This is a genomic window from Paenarthrobacter sp. TRD_SC_7 (assembly GCF_056156245.1).
In genome coordinates, this window is record NZ_CM149587.1 from 1626181 (window position 1) to 1646387 (window position 20207).

The window sequence follows — 20207 nt, forward strand, 5'->3', positions numbered from 1 at the left end:
GAATTTCGAACAAGCTGCGGTTTTCTTTTTTGGGAAGGACCCATGCCACAGAACACCACGCTCAGCACTTACTTGGCCTCCGGCAAGGACTTGGTCCTGGACGGTGCCCTGGCCACTGAACTCGAGGCGCATGGCTGCGACCTGGAAGACGCCTTGTGGTCCGCCAAGGTCCTGCTGGAACAGCCGCACCTGATCAAGCAGGTCCACCGCGACTACTTCGACGCCGGTGCGTCCGTAGCCATCACGGCCAGCTACCAGGCGACCCCGCAGGGTTTTGCGCGGCGCGGGTTGTCCGTTGATGAGTCGTTGGAGTTGGTGGCGTTGAGCGTCCGGCTGGCCGACGAAGCCCGCCAGGAAGCTTTGGCGGAGGGTTCTGTCCGTGGGCCGCTTTTGGTGGCCGGATCCGTGGGTCCCTACGGCGCCTACCTCGCCGATGGCTCTGAATACCGCGGCGATTACACGCTTTCAGCCGCGGAATTCCGGGACTTCCACCGCCTGCGCATTGCGGCGCTGGTGGAAGCCGGCGCGGATTTCCTGGCGTGCGAGACGCTGCCGTCGTTCGCCGAAGCGGAGGCGCTTTTGGCGCTCGTGGCGGAGTTCGACGTCGAATCCTGGTTTACGTTTACGCTGCGGGACAGCGGCCACATCAGTGATGGAACGCCCCTTGCGGACGTCGCTGCGCTGTTGCGCGCGGAACCGCGCGTGGCCGCCGTCGGGGTTAATTGTGTGCCGCTGGAACTGGTGACGGACGCGCTGGGCACTCTGCAACAGTCCTCCGACAAGCCGCTGGTGGCTTACCCGAATTCCGGTGAAAGCTACGATGCCGTGACCAAGACGTGGGGTCCATCGGAGGGTGTTCAGGGCAACGGAACCCTGGCCGGCAACGCCGCTGATTGGCTGTCCCGGGGCGCCCACCTCATAGGTGGCTGCTGCCGCACAACTCCGCGCGACATTGAAGCCCTCGCGGCGAATATGACGCCACGTGAACCTGCGTGAACCTTGGTTTCTACGGGATTGAAGCGGAAATATGACAGTCCCTACTGTGAAGGCATGACCTCTCCGGAATGGTCCTTGCTTGCCCTCGACGGGCGATGTCACGGGGCCTGATCTTCGCCCCCTTCGCATCCCACATCTTCTAAGGACCCACCCTCATGTCGAACACTCCCGAGTCACAGAAACCTGATTCCGGCACCACCCGCATCGTCGCCGGTGAGACCGCACCCAAGCCCAAGCGTCGCCGCACTGTTGAGATCGCCCTGGCCGTCGGCCTTGTGCTGTTGATCGGTGCAGGCGCCGCAGTTGCTTCCGCTGTGTCGCAGAACAACCAGGCCGCACCGGCCCCCACCACATCGCCTGCAGCTGAACTCAAGCTCGGCTACTTCAGCAACGTCACTCACGGCCCGGCGCTGGTAGGCACCAGCAATGGCTTGATCGCCAAGGAACTGGGTGACACCAAGCTCAGCACGCAGGTCTTCAACGCCGGCCCCGCCGCGATCGAAGCCCTGAACGCCGGCGCCATCGACGCCACGTACATCGGCCCGAACCCGGCCATCAACTCCTACGTCAAGAGCAAGGGCGAGTCCATCAGCATCATCGCCGGTGCAGCGTCCGGTGGTGCGCAGTTGGTGGTTAACCCGGAGATCAACTCCGCAGCGGACCTCAAGGGCAAGATCCTCAGCTCCCCGCAGCTCGGTGGAACCCAGGACGTGGCCCTCCGCGCTTGGCTGGGCGATCAAGGTTTCAAGACCAACACTGATGGCAGCGGTGACGTCAACATCAACCCCACTGAGAACGCCCAGTCGCTGAAGCTCTTCCAGGATGGAAAGCTCGACGGCGCGTGGTTGCCTGAGCCTTGGGCCTCCCGCCTGGTGCTCGAAGCCGGTGCCAAGGTCCTGGTGGATGAGAAGGATTTGTGGGAGAACGGTGATTTCACCACCACCATCCTGATCGTGAACAAGAAGTTCGCGGCCGAGCACCCGGAAACTGTGAAGGCACTCCTGAAGGGCCATGTGGAATCCGTGAACTGGCTCAACGCGGCTTCGGCTGAGGAGAAGGCGACCACCATCAACGCGGTCCTCAAGGACACTGCAGGCAAGCCGCTTCCGGCGAACGTGATCGAACGGGCTCTGCAGAACATCAAGTTCATCACCGACCCGCTGGCCGGGACGTACAACAAGCTGCTCGAAGACGGTGTGAAGGCCGGCACCACCAAGCAGGCCGACATCAACGGCATCTTCGATCTCCGCACCTTGAACGAGGTCGAAGGCAAGAAGACCTCAGCAGCAGGTCTTGGCCAGGACTAAGCAGTAACAGGCTGGTCCGCTTCCCTCCGAATCATGGGGGAGCGGACCGGCCTTTGGCCGCATCAGCTCTACCAATCAACACGAAGGACGGGACCATGCCAGTCGTACTCGAGAACCTGGGCAAGCGCTTCGGCGACGGCGCCCCGGTGCTGGACGACGTCAACGCCACCATCGCTCAAGGCGAGTTCGTTGCCCTCCTCGGTGCGTCCGGTTGCGGTAAGTCCACCTTGCTGAACATTATGGCGGGACTGGAACCGCCGACGTCGGGCGCTCTTGAAGTACCCAGCGACGGCGCTGCCTTTATGTTCCAGGACGCGGCCCTGTTCCCGTGGCTGACCGCGCGCGGCAACATTGAGTTGGCGTTGCAGTTGGCGGACAAGTCCAGCACCAAGGCGAGCCGTCGTGCCCGTGCCACCGAGCTGTTGGAACTGGTGCACTTGGGCGGCGCTGGGGATAAGCGTCCGCACGAACTGTCCGGCGGCATGAGGCAGCGCGTTGCGTTGGCCCGTTCCCTGGCTCAAGACCGGCAACTGCTGCTGATGGATGAGCCGTTTGCTGCCCTCGATGCGATCACCCGCGACCTTCTTCATGACGAGCTTGAGCGGATCTGGAAGGAAACGGGCCGGACCATCGTGTTCGTCACTCACAATGTGCGCGAAGCTGTTCGACTGGGTCAGCGCGTGCTGCTGTTGTCCTCGCGTCCTGGCCGCGTGGTGGCCGAATGGGACGTCACCGAGGAACACCGTACCGATGCCGGCCGTGCCGGGGAGCTGACCGGTGTCATTACCCGTCGTCTTCGCGAGGAGATCCGCCGCCATGCCAAGTAACCCCATCACCACCGAAGAGCGGACCCTTCCCGTGACAGATTCCAAAGAGCACATCACCTCGCCGTCGCTGAAGGGCAACGCCTCGGAACTCCGGGACCTTGAAGCCGGCCTGGACAACCTCCAGTCGGACAGCGGGCGCAAGCGCGGTATCGAATGGAAGCGCGTGCTGCTGCCCGTTGCCGCGCTGGTGGTCCTGATCCTCGCGTGGCAGTTCTACGTTTCGCTTGAATTCAAACGGCGCGACCTCGTTCCCGGGCCCCTTGACGTCCTCACCCAGTTCGTGTCGATGTGGGGTGAAGGCAAAGTCCAGGAAGCGGTATGGACATCGCTGCAACGTGGTGTGATCGGCTTTCTGATCTCCGTAGTCATCGCTACTCCCGTGGGGTTGATCCTGGCTCAGGTAGCTCCCTTGCGCCGCGCGTTCGGGCCGCTCATTTCGGGGTTGCAGGTGCTCCCTTCCGTGGCGTGGGTTCCTGCCGCGATCATCTGGTTCGGCCTGACCGACGCCACCGTCTACTTCGTGGTGTTCATGGGCGCCATTCCGTCCATCATCAACGGGCTGATCTCCGGCGTGGACCAGATCCCGCCGCAGTACCGCAGCGTGGGCACAGTCCTTGGCGCGAACCGGCTTCAGATGGCGCTCCAGATTGTCCTGCCCGCCGCGCTTCCGGGTTACATCGGCGGTTTGAAGCAGGGGTGGGCTTTCTCGTGGCGGTCCCTCATGGCCGCGGAAATCATTGCAGTGGGCGGAACCATCGGGTTCGGGCTGGGCTCGTTGCTGGATCAGGGCCGTTTGCTCTCCGATATGACCATTGTGATGTCCGCGATCCTGCTGATCCTGTTCGTGGGCATCTTGATCGAGCTCCTGGTGTTCGGGCCCATTGAAAAGCGTTTGCTGCAGCGCCGGGGCTTGCTGGCGGGAAGCAGCCGCTAGGTCCGACCCCCGTTCCGAATTTGGCAAAGAGCGTAGCAGCCAGACCTAGACTTCCTGGAGAAGGTAGGGCCCTGGACCAAATCTCTCCGTCCTTCGACCTATCTCAGAGACGTTCGACGGTGGGGGACCGTGGGAGCAACCCCCGGGTATCCAGCAAGGGTGTCCCGCATCGGGAAAATCTGTTGAGATCGTACTCTGCGTGATTCTGGAGGAGGACGACAATGTCGGCTTCCCGGGCTGCTGCGTAGGGGTCGACGACACGTTCCAAGATGAAGCCCTCATTGCCGAAATCCCAGACAGGAATGAAGGGGTCGTGATACATGACGTTGGCATTCCATGAATGTAGCTTGCTGGCAATGGGCAAGGCTGGGCTCTCCCTGACATCCGAAATATTAGCCTTGTAGGTGACGCCTAGGAGTAGTACGGACGCCCCATTCAGCGCAGTCTTCTCAGCATTGAGTCGCTGCCAGATTCGGGAAGCCACATATGTTGGAGCCGCTTGGTTTATTTCTTCAGCGGTTTCCACCATCTTGAAGGGGTACCCGAGTTTTGCCTTGATACGGTGAGAAAGATAGGACGGGTCGACTGGAATGCAATGTCCGCCCACACCAGGTCCTGGACGGAAGGGCATATACCCAAAGGGCTTTGTGGCGGCTGCATCCAATGCATCCCATACGTCGATATCCAACTCATTGCAGAACCGCAACATCTCATTGACGAGAGCAATATTCACATGACGAAAAGTGTTCTCAATGAGCTTTGCCATTTCCGCTTCGCGACATCCGTGAGTGGTCACAACAGGTGAGATGAAGCGCTCGTAGAACTGAATCGCACGTTGTGAGCACCGATCGGTCATCCCACCTACAATCTTAGGTGTGTTGGTTATGTTGTAAGTCTGGTTGCCCGGGTCCACGCGCTCGGGCGAATAGGCTATGAAGATATCCTGACCGATACGTCGAATATCAGAGGTGACAAGCGGTGCGAAGATTTCCTCTGTGGTGCCTGGGTAGGTGGTCGATTCGAGGATGCACAAAGTTTCAGCTTTTGCATACTTCCCAATTGTCCTTCCCGCGGAAATCACAGACGCGAGGTCCGGGCGGCCGTCGTCGTCCAGGGGAGTGGGCACGCAAACTACCACTACATCGGCCTCGCTGATAGTCCGCGGATCGGTCGTTGCGTAGTAGTGATGATCAAGGCCGTGTTGCATTTGACTATTACTTATGTCGTCAATGTGCGAAACTCCCCGATTTAGATCATCGACCAGCGAAGAATTCAAGTCCAGGCCTACGACTTTGAACCCTGCTTTGCTTGCCGCAAGTGCCAACGGCAGGCCAACATATCCCTGCCCGATAACGACTACCGTTTCCATTATCAGTCCCATGCTAGTGCGTGTGTACGTTAACAAATTTGGTTGTGACGCAGCATTCTATTTCCCATGCCAGATTCCATTGGAAAAACATTTCCATTGATCACTTCTCCGGCGTCTAGCCCGACACGGAGTTGGTGATAACGTGATCCTTCTTAGGCTCGGCTCGAATAATGAGAGGGCTAATCAGAGAGACAAGGAGAACGAATCCGCCAATGATCAGCCAGCTTGAGTTACCAGCCGCTACCAGCAGATACATTGCAAGTGCGGGTCCGGCTATTTCTTCAGCTGAGAACGAAAGGCCGAAGAATGCCAAATGCGGTGTCCTGCTTTCCTTGGGAGAAAGTTCGAACGACAGCTGCCACCCGGCGGCACTATGGAGTAACTCCGAGACAGTGATTAGGAGAGTGCCGAGAAGTAGGAGGACGAAAGAGTTGGTCCCGCCAATGTCAAGACCACTTCCACTGTATGCGGCACAGGCGGCTGCTAGAGCCACGCCTGATATTGGCAATGCCCAGCGGGCTTTGCCGTAGGTGTCGGCATAACTCGTCGCGCGTACCTGAAAAGTCACGGCCAGAATGGTATTGAGCGTAAGCATAATAGTGACAGACCATAGGGGTGCCTGGGTGTTGCTGACAATCCACAACGGTAGGACGATCATGAAGAGAGTGTCATGCAGGTAGAGGGGGCCGTTTATCAGTGTCAGGCCAACTAGCCTGGGGTTGCGCCATGGCTGCTTATTCCTTGTTGGAGTCGCCCCCTCCGTCCGAGGTGCGGGAGGGTTCGGAAGGCGCCGGATGAGGAACGCGCTGATGAAGAAGCTGAGGGCGTTTCCTACGATGAGCAGGCGAAACGCGAATTCTGAGTTGGACTGGATGGCCAATCCTGCCATAAGGAATCCGAGGGTGAGCCCTGCATTGCGAATGCTGCGGATCAAGCCCATCGTGCGAGTCATGATCTGGCTCGGCATGATGGCAGCAACCATTGATTGATTTATCGCTGGACCTCCCCGGTCGGCGATATAGAGTAGGCAAGCGACTACGAGGAACTGCCAGTATTCAGTTATAAGTAGATAAAACAAGTAGCCGACGCCGCGGTACACGGCGATAACGACGAGTGTTCGTCGAAGTCCAAAGCGTTCGGCGATGTGCCCAATTGGGACAGTCGTCAAGAAGCCCACCAGTGCTGCCAAAGACAGTGCAATGCCGACCTGGGCTTCAGCGAAGCCTACAATTTTGACAAAATATATGACGCTGCCGGCAAGAAATAGTCCGCTACCGAACGAGCTAATCAGCGAATTAAGGGAAAGGATGCGTCGGACCGGGTCCGCCCACAAGGTTTCAACCACACCTTTCTTTGCATCAATCATCGTGCGAAGCGGCCGGACCGGAGCTTGCAAATGAGTCGAGTACTTCGTCGACACCTGCCAGCAGGCTCCCGAGAGTGTCGTCTACCTGATAGTCGTCCTTGCGGGTCTTGATCTGGATTCGAGCAAGTGCAGCTTCTGCCGCTCGCATCGCCTCTCCGGGAGACGCCCCTCGCGCCAGGACCCAGCCGATGCGATCTTCGGACCAACGTAAGGGGTGAACTCGGTCCCCGACCGAGACTTGGATTGAAGCTTCCACGACGCCATCGGAAGCTTCACACTCGTCGAACCCGTGGACCGCCTCTACGATCCCGGGTTCGGCGACCAAATACCTTATGGCAGCAGCGCCGAGATTTTTGGTTTCCGGTCGGACCTCGTGGTCCAAAGCAAGCCGGAAACTAAGTTCCTCGATGTCAACTCCGTGGGCGATTTGAACCAAATCGTTGATCCGATCTCCACCTCGGCGAGCATGTGACTCGATTATTCGAGGTCCTGAAGCGGTTAGCACCAACTCTGTGTGAGCCGCCCCCTCTACGAATCCTGCCGCGTCCAGCATCGCGCTGACGAGAACGACCACGGGCTGAGCAGTTTCTGGAATGAACGGAACTACGTGTCCTAACTCGACCGTGCCACCAGCGGTGTCCTTGCCGGTCATGGCCAAGACATGATGAACGCCGGCTGAAGAGAAGGATTCGACGCTGATTTCCGTTCCTCGCAGCCTCTCTTCGACCAGAGGATTCTCCAGGCCAAAGGCCTCCGCCCACTCCCAGACTTCACCCAGATCTTCAGCCGAATCAACAAAGCGTACCCCCAAGCTTCCAGAGCCGTTGCGGGGCTTCATCACGAGAGGTCCGTGCTGCGAGAAGAAGTCTTCCAATGCCGAGCGACTGTCCACAATTGAAGCCGCAACAACCCCCAGACCCAGTTCATTGAGTTTTTGCCGCAGCAGGAACTTATTGTGGAGTAAATCCACGCACGCGAACCCGTTTCCACGCAGGCCGAGCTCCTGGCCGATAAAGGCGGCCATTTGCTGAGCAGATTCGGTCTGGGTCATAACACGTGTGAACGGGTTATCTTCGTGCAAGTCCCGAGCGAGATTGAGTGCTTGTACGGGGTTCTGAAAGTCAACGATATGAACCTCACTGCAAACTGACCATGCAGCATCATCAACCTGAGAAGGTTTCACGAATTGCACCACTTCAATGCCGAGGGTGGCGGCCTTAGCCAGCAGTCTTGGCTTACCGCCTAATGCCAAAATTCGTGTCACTTCATCTCCTAGTCCATTCACTTGGTCCGGTAAGCCTTTAGAGTAGTACAAATAATTGACCGTGAGGTCACACAGTAGTCAAATCGGAGGTTTTAGGGATGACAAACACTCAACATCTGCTGGTTATTGGGGGCGGCAGAGAGGTTCCCGCATTGGCACTTGAGGCCAAGCCTGGGCTGAAGCTTTCCGTCTTTTGCCGTGCCGAGGTGCTACCGCGTGTGCGGACAATCGATGACAGTGAGCGCACAATGGTGTTCCGCGACGACAGCTCTCCGGAAGAGTGGGTAGACGCTGCTGAGTGGATTCATAGTTTCGACCCCATCGACTACGTGGCGACGTACAGTGAGAAAGATCAAGACAAGGCCGCCGCTATTGGTGCAGCTTTGAAGCTGCGTGCTCCATCGCCGGATACGGTCCGATTCGTTCACGATAAGCACGCCATGCGGCAAGTGCTGTCTGCCACCGGTGTAGATAGTACGAGGGCGGTCGAAGCAGTGGACGACGCCTCGGTCGTGGAGGCATCCAAGAAGCTGGGTTATCCGTTGATTATCAAGCCCGTCCGCGGCGTAGCCAGCCTGGGCATATTCAAGGCTGCGGACTCAACGGAATTGAGGATGGGGTTGAAGGCGTGCATTGCGGCCACGAAGGGGCTCGATGAACCGAGGGTTCTAATGGAGCAGTTCATCGAGGGAGATGAGTACAGTGTTGAGGCCTTTTCGGAAATGGGCACTCATCGCATCTTTTGTATCGTTCAGAAATTCAAGGATCCTGAGTCGTTCGTGGAGGTCGGGCACGTCCTTCCGGCCAAACTTGATCCGGACATCGAAGAGGCCATAACCCAGCTCGTGAAGAGCTGCCTGGACGCACTGGGTGTGGAGGACGGGATCACGCACACTGAGGTAATTTTTGCCCCCCGGACAGGCACTGCCCACATTGTCGAGCTGCACCTGCGTCCCGCCGGCGATGAGATACCTGAGATGGTCAAGGATGCCCTGGGGGTGGACCTTGTCCTGGCTTCTGCAAGGCAAAGCGTGGGCATCCCTGTCCTCGAGGAACTGGACTCAGCGTTGCTCGAGAATCCGGCCTCCTACGAAGCGATTGCCTATTCCTTGGTCCCCGCCAGCGGTGAACTTGAGGCTATCCAAGGGATGGAAAAAGTCCTGGAGCTCGAAGGTGTTCGAAAGGTGGAAATGCTGGCCGAAGTTGGCGACACACTGAAATTGACCACTGACAGTAGAAGCAGGCTGGCATGGGTGAGGGCTCGTGGTGAAACGAGCAAAGAAGCCTATGAACTTGCCAAGGGTGCACTGGCACAGCTTCGGTGGACGATTGTCACGGGCGGTCGGCAGTCATAGCTACCAAGGAATCCCACGTTTGAACCAAGGACTTCGGGATGTCGATGCCTGCAGTCGGACGCACACTCCGGAGTCTTGTCCTGAGAAGTGACACTGGGATTTCCGCGAAGTCGGCCAGCTCGGACTGAGTTTGGGGGGAGTCACAGACGGTTGTGTATTCAACCACCATTCGTCTCGTCGGCGGAACTGTGTCCGATAAATCCAACCACTGTTGATTCCAGTATCGCCATTTTTCCCAGCAGCCTTCGCGGCTGGTTGGGCGCCACGGCCTGTCGCCCGACCAGCTGAGCATTGAAGATGCCACGGCCTCCGGGTGCCTAAACAGCATGATGATCCGTGCTTCTGGCAGCATCTCCAAGACATCAGCCAAGTCCAAGAGGTACTCGTTGTACTTGTCTCCCCACCGGTCACATCCGCGATAGGTCCTTACTATCACTTCCCGTCGGAGGGCCAGAGCCCCACTTGACCATTGCCCATTTGCTACGAGAGAGGCCACCTCGCGCAGGGCTGACTCTACGCGTAGCACCCATTCGCCTGCCCGGGGGCCTATCGGGGTCTTTCGGCGGATGGAGTAAAGGATCTCATCAACTCGCAAATGCCGTGCTTCTATGTCCCGGTCGGTTATCCATCGACAAAGGTAGTACGGAAGTTTGCCATTAGCGGTGAAAATTCCGTTTGACGAGTCGTAAGCGTCCGCGAGTACGGAGCCTAAAGCAGTTGTTCCGGAGCGTTGACTACCTAGTAGCAGTAGGGGGGCTTTCATGATGAACGACCTGAGGCGAACTCGACCATCCGGGCCAGGATCTGCATACACTCCGAGCTGGCACCTTTGCCACCCTCGGAGAAGGACTGTCCCCAAGGCTCGTCACGGATGTCTTGGGTCAGAATACGGTTGGAGCGCCAGTGCGTCTCCAGCGAAAGCCATCCTTCGTAGCCTTCTGCTGCAAGTTTTTCTATGACCGATTGCCATCCGATGTCGCCGTCGCCCAATCGCACGTATTCTCGGCCTCCGTCTGGGTCTTTGACATGAATGTGCTCAATTTTGTGCTTGCCAAGTTCCCAGTCTTTGGGAAAAGGCTGTTTCTCCATGCCGCTGTATAGAGAGTTTCCCGGATCCCATAGAATACCAAGATCGCTCCGTTCAAGTTTTTCAAGGAATTGAAGGAGGGTAGCAATTGTTGGCGTATTGGTCCGCATTCCGGTTTCAATCAGAACTCTTCGATTTCTGAAGTCGATGCCACTACTGACTTTTGCAAAAGAGTTTGCTGCATGCTCTGGTTGGGGAAGCTTCTCGCGGTAAAAAGTGAAACATCGAACAAATGCCGCATCTAGAGCTACAGCGGTATCGATGGCACGCTGCAATCTCTGTCGCTCTTCAGCGATGTCGCCCACGGTGAGTTCGACTGACCTCTTGCCCACAGGTGAATCAACTCCGATGATCTGGACTCCCGCGGCTCTACAGTCTCGACCTATCCGGTCGATCTGCTCATCGCTAAGAAGATGCGGTGGCGTGTCCCAGACAGATCGGAGTTCCAGACCGGTGAATCCTCGTTCAGCCATAGTCGAAAGCACTTCGTTGAGATCCTGGCTGATTTCGTCACCTATAATTGCCAACTTCATACATATTCCCGTCTGATTTGCAGTAGATCCTGCACGACTCGGAGATCAGATTCCAACGTTCCTGCCCGTGACTCGATAGTCACTGTGCTAATAGGTCCTGCTCTAGCAAACAGTTCATGGTGGAACTGGTCATTGGATTCCATCGGACGATGCTCGTTCGCATGTGGTGAACTATGGTCAAAACCCTTTACCTGTACGGCATCAATGTAGGTTGAAAGTCGCGTCAGATCTTCCATGGGATTCCTGCTGATACGACTCAGTCCAAGTGAGTCAAGAAGTATCCCCACATTATGGTTCTGTGCCAGTAAAAGGAGCTCATTGACAGATGCAAAGCCATCATGAGTCTCGACCAAGATTTTACGCGGATCTCCCACGGCATCGATCAGGAAGTCCAGCAACGCACTGGTCGCGGCCTGGTGCGTGCTAAGCATGGCTCCGTCCATGCAAAATACTTTGACGGGCAGACCCCAAGATAGAGCGGTGCGATGTCGGACCCTGACCTCGGGATGTGTGTCCCTGCCCAGCACAGCGCTCAGTCCGATGAAAGCCACGGGAATGCCATTGTCAACGAATGGTCTGATGCCGGCACTTTCCCACCTGTGACCCTTGCCGGCACGCAGATCCACAACGGAACCGCCCAGCTGCCGCACCATTATTGATGCTTCTGGACCGCTCATATCCGGAAATGATCCGGAAGAAAAGCCAACGCTGGGTTGGACCAGTGAAAACGGTCTATCCATGGTTAGCAGCTTTCCGGATCGCCTCCAGGATGACCATGACCGATCGAGCCTTGCTGAGAGCTGATACTTCGGGTTGTCGACCCGCTTGTATCGCTGCGAGCATGTCTCGATATACCGATACTCGAAGATGCTCTACAAACTCTGCACGCGGCACTGGCAGTTGAGCTCCAGCGATCTCGACCCTCCCGTCAGTGACCGTCATTGCCCAGTGCGGTGCGAAGATGGCTACGCGTTCACTCCGCTGCATTGAGGTGGCAGTGACAAAGAACGATAACTCCGCACCCGTGTCAAAGGTGACCCGCCCTCGTACGCGGACATCTATGCTGCGTCCAACAGTGTCGAGAGCGTCGATATGCACCTCCGATGCTTCGCCGAGAACAGAGCATGCCAAGTCGAGATAGTGAATTCCCAGGTGGGCGGTGATTCCTCCTAATGCTAGGCGTGGATCAGAGCGCCATGAGAGGTCTCGGTAGCGGTCGGCCGGTCGTGGTCGGGAAACTTCGACCAGCCCGATGCCTTCGTGCGCGAGCGGCGGAATTCGCGAAGCCGGCGGAAGCAGGAAGCGGTGTTGGAGCATGACCCCTGCCGGAACCCCCGCCTCTGCGACCCAAGCCGTGATGGCGTCAAATTCCTCCAGGCTTGCGGCTGGCGGCTTCTCCAGAAGGATTGCCTTGCCTGCGTCAAGGGTTTGGCGTATATCATCAGCCCGAGTTCCCGGAGGCGAGCAAAAGGAGACAATATCCACGCGCTTATCCTCAAGGATTTCGGTAAATTCGGAAAAGCGGTGTTCGGCGGGGAATGCCGCATCGACAGCCGGATCAAAGTAGCCGACCAACGAGATGTCCTTGGCTTGTGAAACGGCTTGCACGTGTTGGCGCCCCGCATGGCCGGCCCCGACGACGGCAACACCGACCTCGCTGCCGGTGCGCGTCATTTGGTTCATGGTTTGAGAACTTCCAGCAATGAGCCTGGAACAGGTATACCTTCAGCCAGTGCCGCAGTCGTGTTTCTGAGTTCCATTTGCTCCGGGAAGTACGTTTCAGGCAAGAAGTCATAGGCATCTTCGATGACCCTCTTCAGGTTCCCAAGAAGGAGTCCTCGATCTCCCGTCGGAAACGCCTTATGGTCCAAAGCCAGTATAAATTGTGAGCAGCCCATGGGCAGTGATGGCTGCTGGCGCTGTTTATTGACGCGCGGACTGATCGTGTCGCCAGCGAGAATGCCGGCAAGTACTTCAACGATCAAGGCAACGCAAAGACCTTTATATCCACCGAAAACGGGCACGGAGCCGCCATTATCGAGATCTTGCGGGACTGCGCTTGGCTTCCCGTCCTTGTCCAACAGCCACCCTGGCGGAACTGATTCACCAGTATTGACAAGATGCCGAATCTTTCCGGCGGCGACAGTTCCCGTCGCAAAATCTGCGACGAAAGGCTCAGCGTCGGGGATCGACGAAATCAGGCAAACGGCCCCGTTGCCCAACGTAGCCCGTTGGGCACCGGGAGCGGCGACACTGGGGCCGGAAATGTTGAGCAGCAGTCCGGTGGCATCGTTATCGACGAATGCATGGCGATATGCAGCCAGCATTCCAATATGGTTGTTTCCCCGAACTCCAACTACCGCAGCGCCATGGATGAGTGCGCGGGACAGTGCGTGGTCAACTGCTTTGGACATGGCAACCTGACCCGGGCCTCCAGACGCATCTAAAATGGAAACGACTCCCTCGTTGGATCCGATCCAGTGAGGCGTTGACGAGAGACTAATACCACCGGATCTAATCCGATCGAGATACATCGGCAGGAGTTCAACTCCATGCGAGTGGTGTCCACGAACGCTGGCGTCAACGAGTACGCGCGCCACGATATCGGAATCGCCAGAGGACATGCCGGCGGTTTGCAACGTTTTAGCCACCCTGGAAATTAGGTCATCAGGAACAATGCAAACTGTCTTTTGAGTATTAGTGGCCATGGAGCTTCCTTCGGGGTTCTGAGACGAGAGCCGTTCTAAGTTGGAGCGCCAGGGAGGCGTTCTTCAAACATTGGTATGGGGTCAAAACGATGACTGAGGAACCTTCGGATGAGTATTTTCCGGCGAGCTGACCAGCAGATTCGGGCTTTTCAAAATCGGCCCTGAGCACCACAGCATGGGTTGTATTCCGCGTATCATCTTCTTCTCGCCTCCAACAATCAGGCGTTCGTGGACGAGAGCCTGCACGCGGCGAAGTTCCGCAGATATGGCAGCCGAAAGCTCCATATGTGGCCTTTCTTGTTCCCCCAAAGACGTCCGCGAGATTCTCCCGCTCCCGCTCGGTCCCTCCCCAAAGCTCAAGGATCTCTCCCTGCGCCAGGCTGAACGTGGCCCCGTGTCCCAGAGACTGGTCACCGACCACAAGAACCAAATCTGATACGTCCACGCAAGTGTCAGGCATCGTACCCACTTCCAATCTGCTATTTTGTTCAGCGTATAGTATTCGTCAATCAGCCTTACCAGATATTAATCAGCCTTACTAGACGGGGAATATCCTATGACCTATCGTGTCGATAACACTTTCCAAGGGCTTCACCATGTCCAATTGGCAATCGCGCCCGGTACCGAAGAGGAATGTCGCAACTTTTGGGTCGGCATCTTAGGGCTGACTGAACTGGAAAAGCCGCCAGTGCTGGCGGCCCGCGGTGGATGCTGGTTCCGGGGAGGTGGATTCGAAGTTCATCTGGGCGTAGAAGAAGATTTCCACCCAGCTCGCAAAGCACACCCTGGGATACTTATCAGCGAACTCGATGAGCTCGCTGCCCGGTTTAGCGACCACGGAGTGGAAGTCACTTGGGATAGCAACTTCCCGGGGATGAGACGATTTTATGCAAATGACCCGCAGGGCAATCGGCTTGAGTTTTTGGAGCCTGCTACGCGATGACGCCCATTTCAGGGTGGGCCACCGCCGGTAACAGGGAGTTGGGGGATATTTCGTTCGAGGGTCTGGAACGGCTGTGGATTGCGGCTGCTCAGGCAGCAGCGGAACCAAGCTGCTCTGGTTACCTAGTTGAACGATTGGCTGATCAGCAAGTCACGCTGGAGGCCGCCGCCGCAGCCATATCGCATGTTTCCAGTCCTTACAGTGCGCTGGATTCTCCAGCGGAAATCCTCCTTGCAGCAATGAGCAGATGGCGAGTTTACAGGGATGTCTCCAAGGTCAGCGTTGATCTTCAGCTGCTGGTCGGCGAGACGTCTCCCCGCTGGTCGCCCACGGGATGGATTGAAGAGGATGATGCTCTTGCAGCAGGCGCAGCACTTGGACAGGGAACAGCAGCGATATTGGCCGACGCCCTGAACTCAATTTCAGCAGCGAAGAGCTCTGCTTATCTAGCCCCAGTCATTCGAAGCATTGAAGAGACCGCTGCTGCCGTTGAGAGTTGCGTACGCGACGACTTCCGGGATGTCGGGTTGCATGTCGAAGCCGGGCTAGCGTGGATACTCGATCCGTTGAGTTCACTTCACACCTGCGCGGTCATGACGGAGAAGGCCATAACCGATGAGCAACTCGGCGATCGCAGGGCGTCCACTGTTACTCGGCGTTGGGCTTATGCGCGTGTCCGCCCACACACGGTGGAGGGTCTCAGTGGTCAGCATGTGGAAAAGAGCAAGATGCTCGTAGCAGGACTTGCAATTGTCTGAGTCATCGAAGAGAGTGTCTTGTCCTCCAGCACCGCAATGTTCGGTGGACGTGGTGACTTCGTTTCGACAAACTGTTGACGCCGACCCCGATGCAATCTCATTCGTCTTTGGAGATATCTCCTTCACCCGAAAAGAGGTCTGGTCAACTGCATTGATGCACTCGCGAGCGTTGCCTCGACCGATAGCTTCAAGTACGGGCAAACGAGTGCTGTTGGTGGCGAAACATGGCCCGAAAGCGGCGATTGGAACGCTTGCCGCCTGGATGGCTGGCTTCTCTGTCGTCCCGGTTGATCCCGACATGCCGGAACAACGAATTCATGGCATGATCGACGACGCCATGCCTCAAGCGATCCTCGTGGCGGATGAGCCACATGGCAAGCTTAGGACCACTTCGCTACCGCAAGTCTGCATTGATCTCAATCCGCCGGACGTGCCCGAAGGCCTGGAAGAACCCGAATGGCACAGTATGAGCCAATCTGATGAGGCTTACGTTATCTTCACCTCAGGCTCTACGGGCAGGCCGAAAGGCGTGTGCGTAGCGCACCAGGCTCTCGCTGAGCACTGCAGGGCTTGGGCGGACTTGTTGGGTTTGGCCGGCAATGATCGCGTTCTTCAGTTTGCCAGCCCAAGCTTCGATGTAGCCATGGAGGAGGTGTGGCCCACCTTGGGCGTGGGTGGCTCTCTCGCCTTCCGAGCGGAGGGCCCCGCTCCCACGCCCGAGGAGCTGCTTCATCTTTGCGAGCAGAAAGACGTTACGGTGCTTCAGCTTCCAACTGCTTATTGGAGGGTTGCATGCAGAGTAATGGAAGGCGAGTTGAAACCTCCTCGACTTCATGTCCGTACCGTTGTCATTGGCGGGGAGTCAGCCAGCCTCCAAGACGCGCATGCACACTTCAATTCAGCTTTCAGAGAAGCGAAGCTGGTCAACGGGTACGGCCCGACTGAATGTGTAATCACTGTGAGTGCCTACACGGTTGAATCGGCCATGGAACTGCCTCAAGAAGGAACCGGTTTGCCGCTGGGTGAACCTGTCGGATCCAGAGAACTTTTGGTTGTGCCGGATATAGCCAATTCAGACGAAGGTGAGCTTTGGATTATCAGCGACATCATGTCCAGTGGATATCTCGGGGCCTCACCAGGTGAAGACGGGCCTTTTACCTCGGTTCATGGCAATCGTGCATACATCACAGGTGACATAGTTCGACGTCGCGCGAACCGCGCGCTCGAGTTCGTAGGACGTCGGGACGGTCAGATAAAGATTCGGGGACACCGTGTTGAACTCGGCGACGTCGAGTACGCACTACGCCAAGGGGCAGGTGTGCTTGACGCGGCCGCCTTCGTCACAGCGACTGAATACGGCGGAAACGAAATGCATGCGGCGGTGATAGTTCGGCCGGAAGCGACTGCATCCGTCCAAGACATCCTTGCCCGTTGCCACGAGGTCCTGCCAGCGTACGCCGTGCCATTGACGATCGATTTCGTGGACATTTTCCCGGTGACTCCGGGTGGGAAAGTTGATCGACGTGCCCTTGCGGATTCTGTTTCAGCAGAACGACGTTTTGCTGAAACCCTTCAATCGAGTACCCCAGTGGCTCAGCACGAAATCAGGGATAGTATTCGGCGAATCGTCAGTGACTTGCTTGGGGTTGAAGTCAGCGCTGACGATGACATCTTTGACTACGGTGCTGATTCTCTCCTGGCCATGCGACTAGTGGCAGCTGCCCGCGCGTTCGGCCTCCACCTTGACACGAAAACAGTGCATTCCAAGCGGACAAGTTCCGCCATGGCCGCCGGGATCGTGGGGCTGGGTTCAACCGAGCTTCCTGTTGCACCGAAGTTAGTACAGTCTGCTGTTCCGCTGCTTCCCGCCCAGGCTCGATGGCTGAGTGCGGGGGAAATCGTAGATCCTAACCACTTTTGGTTGGCCGCGCTGTTCGAAGTGCCAGCCGGTCTCCGTGACGCAGATCTTCAGTCGATGGGTCGGCTCTTGTCCTCCCGGCATGAATCACTCAACTTGGTCCTCGACAGACAGACCAGCGCATTGCGACGCATTACCTATGACGGGTTGTCTGTGATTAGCTCCCGTGAACTCCCGTCAGACGATCCAGGACAGGTGCGGGACGCATGCCAACAAATTGCCGCTGCTATCAACATCGAGAGAGGCCCGACCTGGCGCCTGAGTCTCTTGTATCACGGGAGAAAGACTTGGCTCTTTATCGCCGTACATCACCTATTTGTCGACGGACTTTCCATGACCAACCTCACCGATGACCTTGAACTTATATCCAAATATTCACTTGAAGATCGTGTCCTTCCAGACAACGTGAATGCGAGTCCCGTTAGCGAATACTCGGCTGCCGTTCGTCAATGGGTAACCACACCTCAAGCAGAACTGGATGCAAGTTCTTGGTTGGCGTTATTGAATGATGACGTAGACGAACTTAAGCCGTCGCTGAGAGCAACAAGGCAGAACCCAATCCTTTCTTCGCTGGTGACACTTACTCGAAACCTCGAGGGTGAGGCGGCAGGACGTGTACTCAAAGACCTGCCCCGGCATGGCATTTACCCCAAGGACGTTACTCTGCTCGGGATTGTCCATGGACTGTCGGCATGGACGGAAAGAAAGCTGCAACAGATCGATGTATACGCCCACTCCCGAGATTGGAGTCAGGATTTGGAAGTGACGGCGGCAGCCGGCTATTTCCAAGCAACTTTTCCGACTCGGCTCTCCCCGTGCGAGCCGACCATCGCAGATATGCAGGAGGCGCTGAGTGGGCCGCTGGCAGCGCCACCCCGGCCGTTTGGCTTTGATGCTCTTCGCTTTTTCTCGCCGGATGCTACGACACGCAGCCAACTTATGCAGGTGCCCAACTCGAGAGTACGGCTCAACTTTCGTGGCCACCTTCTGCGACTCGAGCGAGATTCACTTCGTGTATTCAGTGAGGCCAAGGAGAGCTTCGGAAGGAACCGCTCACCGCACCAGGAAGAGCGATACCTTCTGATGTTCGAAGGCGACATAATCGGAAATTCACTCCAAATTTCGGTGAAATTCAGTCATGAACACTTTTCGCAAGTCGATATCGAGGAGCTTTTGAATGCAATTGTTTGTTATATCGAGCGAGCAGGGATCGCGGAAAGCCCCGTTGGCTGATGATTGAAATTGATGACATCAGTCTAGAGAACCAGCCAGCGCAGGGTTCCAGCCCTGGCTGGCCCCTCGTCTTATACTTTCATCATGTTCATCCGGAACTCAAGCATTATACCTCTATCACGCCGGATGATTTACGCATGGGACTTGATTTGGTGCTGGAGCGCTTCGACGCTCTTGACCCTCAGAAACTATTTCAACCCGTCTCTGGCGGGAACCAGTGTCTGTTCACTTTTGACGACGGGTACGCAGACAATTATACCTACGCCGCACCACTCCTGGCAGAGCGAGGTATTAAAGCAGTCTTCTTCGGCATCGCCGGACGGATGGGGAGTCGCTCAGCAACCAGTGTCAGGGAAAACTATCTGACCCTGTCGGAGTATCAATCTCTTCGAGAAGATGGTCATTACATTGGAGCGCACACCGTATCCCATAGGCGTCTCGACACTCTGCCGGAATCTGATGCGCGTGTGGAGGTGTCTGAATCTCTAGCTTGGGCCAATCAGTTCCACGACGGAAGTTCCAAGCTCTTCGCCTTTCCTTTCGGTGCGATTCCCGACACTGAGGTAATTCCGGATGGCGTTTTGGGCTTTGGTACTGTTCGTTGTGCACCAAAACCTTGGGATACTCATCCTCACCAAATTCGAAGAACCTATCTGCCTGCAGGCCATCCTGAGTTGTGGAAATCCTTGATTGAGGCTTGGGGTCACAATGAGTGAATTAATGTTCTCTGTAGTTGTCGCCACAAGAAATCGGCATTGGGATATCAGTCAACTCTTGGACAGTCTGACTGAGACGGAAACTCGGGCGATTATTGAGGTGCTGCTCGTCGATGATGCCAGCGAAAGTCCTGTTGTAGCTCCTGCAGGACTGCCCTGGCCTGTGCGGGTAATTCGAAACACTCAGCATGCTGGCGCGGCAGTAAGTCGCAACACAGCCGCACAATCAGCCCGTGGCAATGTGTTGGCCTTCCTTGACGACGATGCCCGGGTTTTTCCGGATTGGTTTGATGTGGCATCCGAAGCATTAGTGTCCTGCAGGGCAGTGACCGGACGGATTCTTCCGTTGGACGACGGAGTGGTTTCCCGTGGAAGGCAATGGCGCTATGAAGCCCGATATGCCAAGCTCTCATCCAAGGACTCTGTGTCCTTCTTTGCTGGAGGCAACTCAGCAGTCTTCACAAAGGATTTTCTAGCTGTTGGCGGTTTCCCTGATGTCCAGAGCGCTGCTGACAATGAATTAGTCAAGGGTCTGCTAACGGTAGGAACTATTGTCGAGTTCGAGCCGAGACTTCGCATCCTTCACCGAAACAGCAAGGGCATCCGGAAGGCGGCCGTTGAAGCGTGGAGATCTGGAAAGGTCCGAAGAAGAGTTCCACTCGCACGCGGCGCCCGGGATGTCTACAGCAGTATTTATGCGGCTCCATGGAAAACGGACACGGGAAGTGCAGTCATGAACGTCGCACTTCAGGTTCTTCACAGTCTGAGTAGCACCTTGCTCAGTTCCGACCAAGTCAGAGTTACTTTTCCCAAACAAGACAGATAAAGGAGAAGGTTTTCAATGGCTCCAAGGGTCGGCGCCACACGGAACGCATATTCAGTGCACGCTAAAG

General features: G+C 56.7%; 18 protein-coding genes. 10 read left to right on the top strand and 8 right to left on the bottom strand.

Annotated features, from left to right (window positions below):
* Positions 1-42 precede the first annotated feature (42 nt).
* The 4 genes from mmuM to AC0J5Z_RS07930 all read left to right on the top strand — a co-directional run bounded on the left by mmuM (position 43) and on the right by AC0J5Z_RS07930 (position 4064).
* The gene (mmuM, locus tag AC0J5Z_RS07915; RefSeq protein WP_475038586.1) at positions 43-996 is read left to right on the top strand and encodes a homocysteine S-methyltransferase; all 954 of its coding nucleotides are present in this window, start codon (positions 43-45) and stop codon (positions 994-996) included.
* 155 nt (positions 997-1151) lie between these two features.
* Complete coding sequence (locus tag AC0J5Z_RS07920; protein WP_475038587.1) at positions 1152-2303, top strand: ABC transporter substrate-binding protein; 1152 nt, start codon at positions 1152-1154, stop codon at positions 2301-2303.
* Positions 2304-2398: 95 nt separating this feature from the next.
* Complete coding sequence (locus tag AC0J5Z_RS07925) at positions 2399-3130, top strand: ABC transporter ATP-binding protein (protein WP_089595922.1); 732 nt, start codon at positions 2399-2401, stop codon at positions 3128-3130.
* Positions 3120-4064 (top strand): ABC transporter permease, encoded by a 945-nt coding sequence (locus tag AC0J5Z_RS07930; RefSeq protein WP_475038588.1) that lies wholly within the window; start codon positions 3120-3122, stop codon positions 4062-4064. Before AC0J5Z_RS07925 ends, AC0J5Z_RS07930 begins: the two co-directional genes overlap by 11 nt.
* Before the next feature lie 103 nt (positions 4065-4167).
* On the opposite strand, the gene AC0J5Z_RS07935 is transcribed toward AC0J5Z_RS07930, so the two are convergent.
* The 3 genes from AC0J5Z_RS07935 to AC0J5Z_RS07945 form a co-directional block, all read right to left on the bottom strand.
* A complete protein-coding gene (locus AC0J5Z_RS07935) occupies positions 4168-5433 on the bottom strand; it encodes a nucleotide sugar dehydrogenase (protein WP_475038589.1) in 1266 nt (421 codons plus the stop codon).
* 115 nt (positions 5434-5548) lie between these two features.
* Entirely contained in the window at positions 5549-6799 is a 1251-nt protein-coding gene (locus AC0J5Z_RS07940; protein ID WP_475038590.1) for an MFS transporter, read from the bottom strand.
* Positions 6792-8063 carry an ATP-grasp domain-containing protein gene (locus AC0J5Z_RS07945; protein ID WP_475038591.1) on the bottom strand — a complete coding sequence of 424 codons (1272 nt, stop codon included), beginning with the start codon at positions 8061-8063 and terminating at the stop codon, positions 6792-6794. Before AC0J5Z_RS07945 ends, AC0J5Z_RS07940 begins: the two co-directional genes overlap by 8 nt.
* A 98-nt stretch (positions 8064-8161) precedes the next feature.
* Between AC0J5Z_RS07945 and AC0J5Z_RS07950 the strand changes: the two genes are divergently transcribed.
* The gene (locus tag AC0J5Z_RS07950; RefSeq protein ID WP_475038592.1) at positions 8162-9418 is read left to right on the top strand and encodes an ATP-grasp domain-containing protein; all 1257 of its coding nucleotides are present in this window, start codon (positions 8162-8164) and stop codon (positions 9416-9418) included.
* On the opposite strand, the gene AC0J5Z_RS07955 is transcribed toward AC0J5Z_RS07950, so the two are convergent.
* From AC0J5Z_RS07955 to AC0J5Z_RS07975, 5 genes are read right to left on the bottom strand one after another with little or no spacing between them, the layout of a single operon-like run.
* Positions 9396-10181, bottom strand: a complete 786-nt coding sequence (locus tag AC0J5Z_RS07955) for a sulfotransferase family protein (RefSeq protein WP_475038593.1) — start codon at positions 10179-10181, stop codon at positions 9396-9398. The genes AC0J5Z_RS07950 and AC0J5Z_RS07955 overlap by 23 nt on opposite strands.
* Positions 10178-11038: a sugar phosphate isomerase/epimerase family protein gene (locus AC0J5Z_RS07960; RefSeq protein ID WP_475038594.1), complete on the bottom strand. Its 861-nt coding sequence runs from the start codon at positions 11036-11038 to the stop codon at positions 10178-10180. The genes AC0J5Z_RS07955 and AC0J5Z_RS07960 overlap by 4 nt, the downstream gene beginning before the upstream one ends.
* Positions 11035-11778, bottom strand: coding sequence for a hypothetical protein (locus AC0J5Z_RS07965; RefSeq protein ID WP_475038595.1), 744 nt, complete (start codon positions 11776-11778; stop codon positions 11035-11037). Before AC0J5Z_RS07965 ends, AC0J5Z_RS07960 begins: the two co-directional genes overlap by 4 nt.
* Complete coding sequence (locus AC0J5Z_RS07970; protein ID WP_475038596.1) at positions 11771-12721, bottom strand: Gfo/Idh/MocA family protein; 951 nt, start codon at positions 12719-12721, stop codon at positions 11771-11773. The genes AC0J5Z_RS07965 and AC0J5Z_RS07970 overlap by 8 nt, the downstream gene beginning before the upstream one ends.
* Complete coding sequence (locus AC0J5Z_RS07975; protein WP_475038597.1) at positions 12718-13746, bottom strand: Ldh family oxidoreductase; 1029 nt, start codon at positions 13744-13746, stop codon at positions 12718-12720. The genes AC0J5Z_RS07970 and AC0J5Z_RS07975 overlap by 4 nt, the downstream gene beginning before the upstream one ends.
* A 556-nt stretch (positions 13747-14302) precedes the next feature.
* On the opposite strand from AC0J5Z_RS07975, the gene AC0J5Z_RS07980 reads away from it, so the two are divergent.
* The 5 genes from AC0J5Z_RS07980 to AC0J5Z_RS08000 are packed head-to-tail and all read left to right on the top strand — an operon-like array spanning position 14303 to position 20140.
* On the top strand, positions 14303-14689 hold the full coding sequence (locus tag AC0J5Z_RS07980; RefSeq protein ID WP_475038598.1) for a VOC family protein: 387 nt from the start codon (positions 14303-14305) through the stop codon (positions 14687-14689).
* Complete coding sequence (locus tag AC0J5Z_RS07985) at positions 14686-15447, top strand: hypothetical protein (protein WP_475038599.1); 762 nt, start codon at positions 14686-14688, stop codon at positions 15445-15447. Before AC0J5Z_RS07980 ends, AC0J5Z_RS07985 begins: the two co-directional genes overlap by 4 nt.
* A 52-nt stretch (positions 15448-15499) precedes the next feature.
* Entirely contained in the window at positions 15500-18598 is a 3099-nt protein-coding gene (locus AC0J5Z_RS07990) for an AMP-binding protein (RefSeq protein ID WP_475038600.1), read from the top strand.
* Positions 18598-19314, top strand: coding sequence for a polysaccharide deacetylase family protein (locus AC0J5Z_RS07995; RefSeq protein WP_475038601.1), 717 nt, complete (start codon positions 18598-18600; stop codon positions 19312-19314). The genes AC0J5Z_RS07990 and AC0J5Z_RS07995 overlap by 1 nt, the downstream gene beginning before the upstream one ends.
* Positions 19307-20140, top strand: coding sequence for a glycosyltransferase (locus AC0J5Z_RS08000; protein WP_475038602.1), 834 nt, complete (start codon positions 19307-19309; stop codon positions 20138-20140). Before AC0J5Z_RS07995 ends, AC0J5Z_RS08000 begins: the two co-directional genes overlap by 8 nt.
* The last annotated feature ends 67 nt before the right edge of the window (positions 20141-20207 follow it).

Coding starts and splice junctions, on each gene's coding strand:
- AC0J5Z_RS07965 (WP_475038595.1), bottom strand. CDS start 11,778: ATGGATAGACCGTTTTCACTGGTCCAACCCAGCGTTGGCTTTTCTTCC.
- AC0J5Z_RS07995 (WP_475038601.1), top strand. CDS start 18,598: ATGATTGAAATTGATGACATCAGTCTAGAGAACCAGCCAGCGCAGGGT.
- AC0J5Z_RS07935 (WP_475038589.1), bottom strand. CDS start 5,433: ATGGAAACGGTAGTCGTTATCGGGCAGGGATATGTTGGCCTGCCGTTG.
- AC0J5Z_RS07960 (WP_475038594.1), bottom strand. CDS start 11,038: ATGAAGTTGGCAATTATAGGTGACGAAATCAGCCAGGATCTCAACGAA.
- AC0J5Z_RS07950 (WP_475038592.1), top strand. CDS start 8,162: ATGACAAACACTCAACATCTGCTGGTTATTGGGGGCGGCAGAGAGGTT.
- AC0J5Z_RS07985 (WP_475038599.1), top strand. CDS start 14,686: ATGACGCCCATTTCAGGGTGGGCCACCGCCGGTAACAGGGAGTTGGGG.
- AC0J5Z_RS07975 (WP_475038597.1), bottom strand. CDS start 13,746: ATGGCCACTAATACTCAAAAGACAGTTTGCATTGTTCCTGATGACCTA.
- AC0J5Z_RS07970 (WP_475038596.1), bottom strand. CDS start 12,721: ATGAACCAAATGACGCGCACCGGCAGCGAGGTCGGTGTTGCCGTCGTC.
- AC0J5Z_RS07980 (WP_475038598.1), top strand. CDS start 14,303: ATGACCTATCGTGTCGATAACACTTTCCAAGGGCTTCACCATGTCCAA.
- AC0J5Z_RS07940 (WP_475038590.1), bottom strand. CDS start 6,799: ATGATTGATGCAAAGAAAGGTGTGGTTGAAACCTTGTGGGCGGACCCG.
- AC0J5Z_RS08000 (WP_475038602.1), top strand. CDS start 19,307: ATGAGTGAATTAATGTTCTCTGTAGTTGTCGCCACAAGAAATCGGCAT.
- AC0J5Z_RS07955 (WP_475038593.1), bottom strand. CDS start 10,181: ATGAAAGCCCCCCTACTGCTACTAGGTAGTCAACGCTCCGGAACAACT.
- AC0J5Z_RS07925 (WP_089595922.1), top strand. CDS start 2,399: ATGCCAGTCGTACTCGAGAACCTGGGCAAGCGCTTCGGCGACGGCGCC.
- AC0J5Z_RS07920 (WP_475038587.1), top strand. CDS start 1,152: ATGTCGAACACTCCCGAGTCACAGAAACCTGATTCCGGCACCACCCGC.
- mmuM (WP_475038586.1), top strand. CDS start 43: ATGCCACAGAACACCACGCTCAGCACTTACTTGGCCTCCGGCAAGGAC.
- AC0J5Z_RS07930 (WP_475038588.1), top strand. CDS start 3,120: ATGCCAAGTAACCCCATCACCACCGAAGAGCGGACCCTTCCCGTGACA.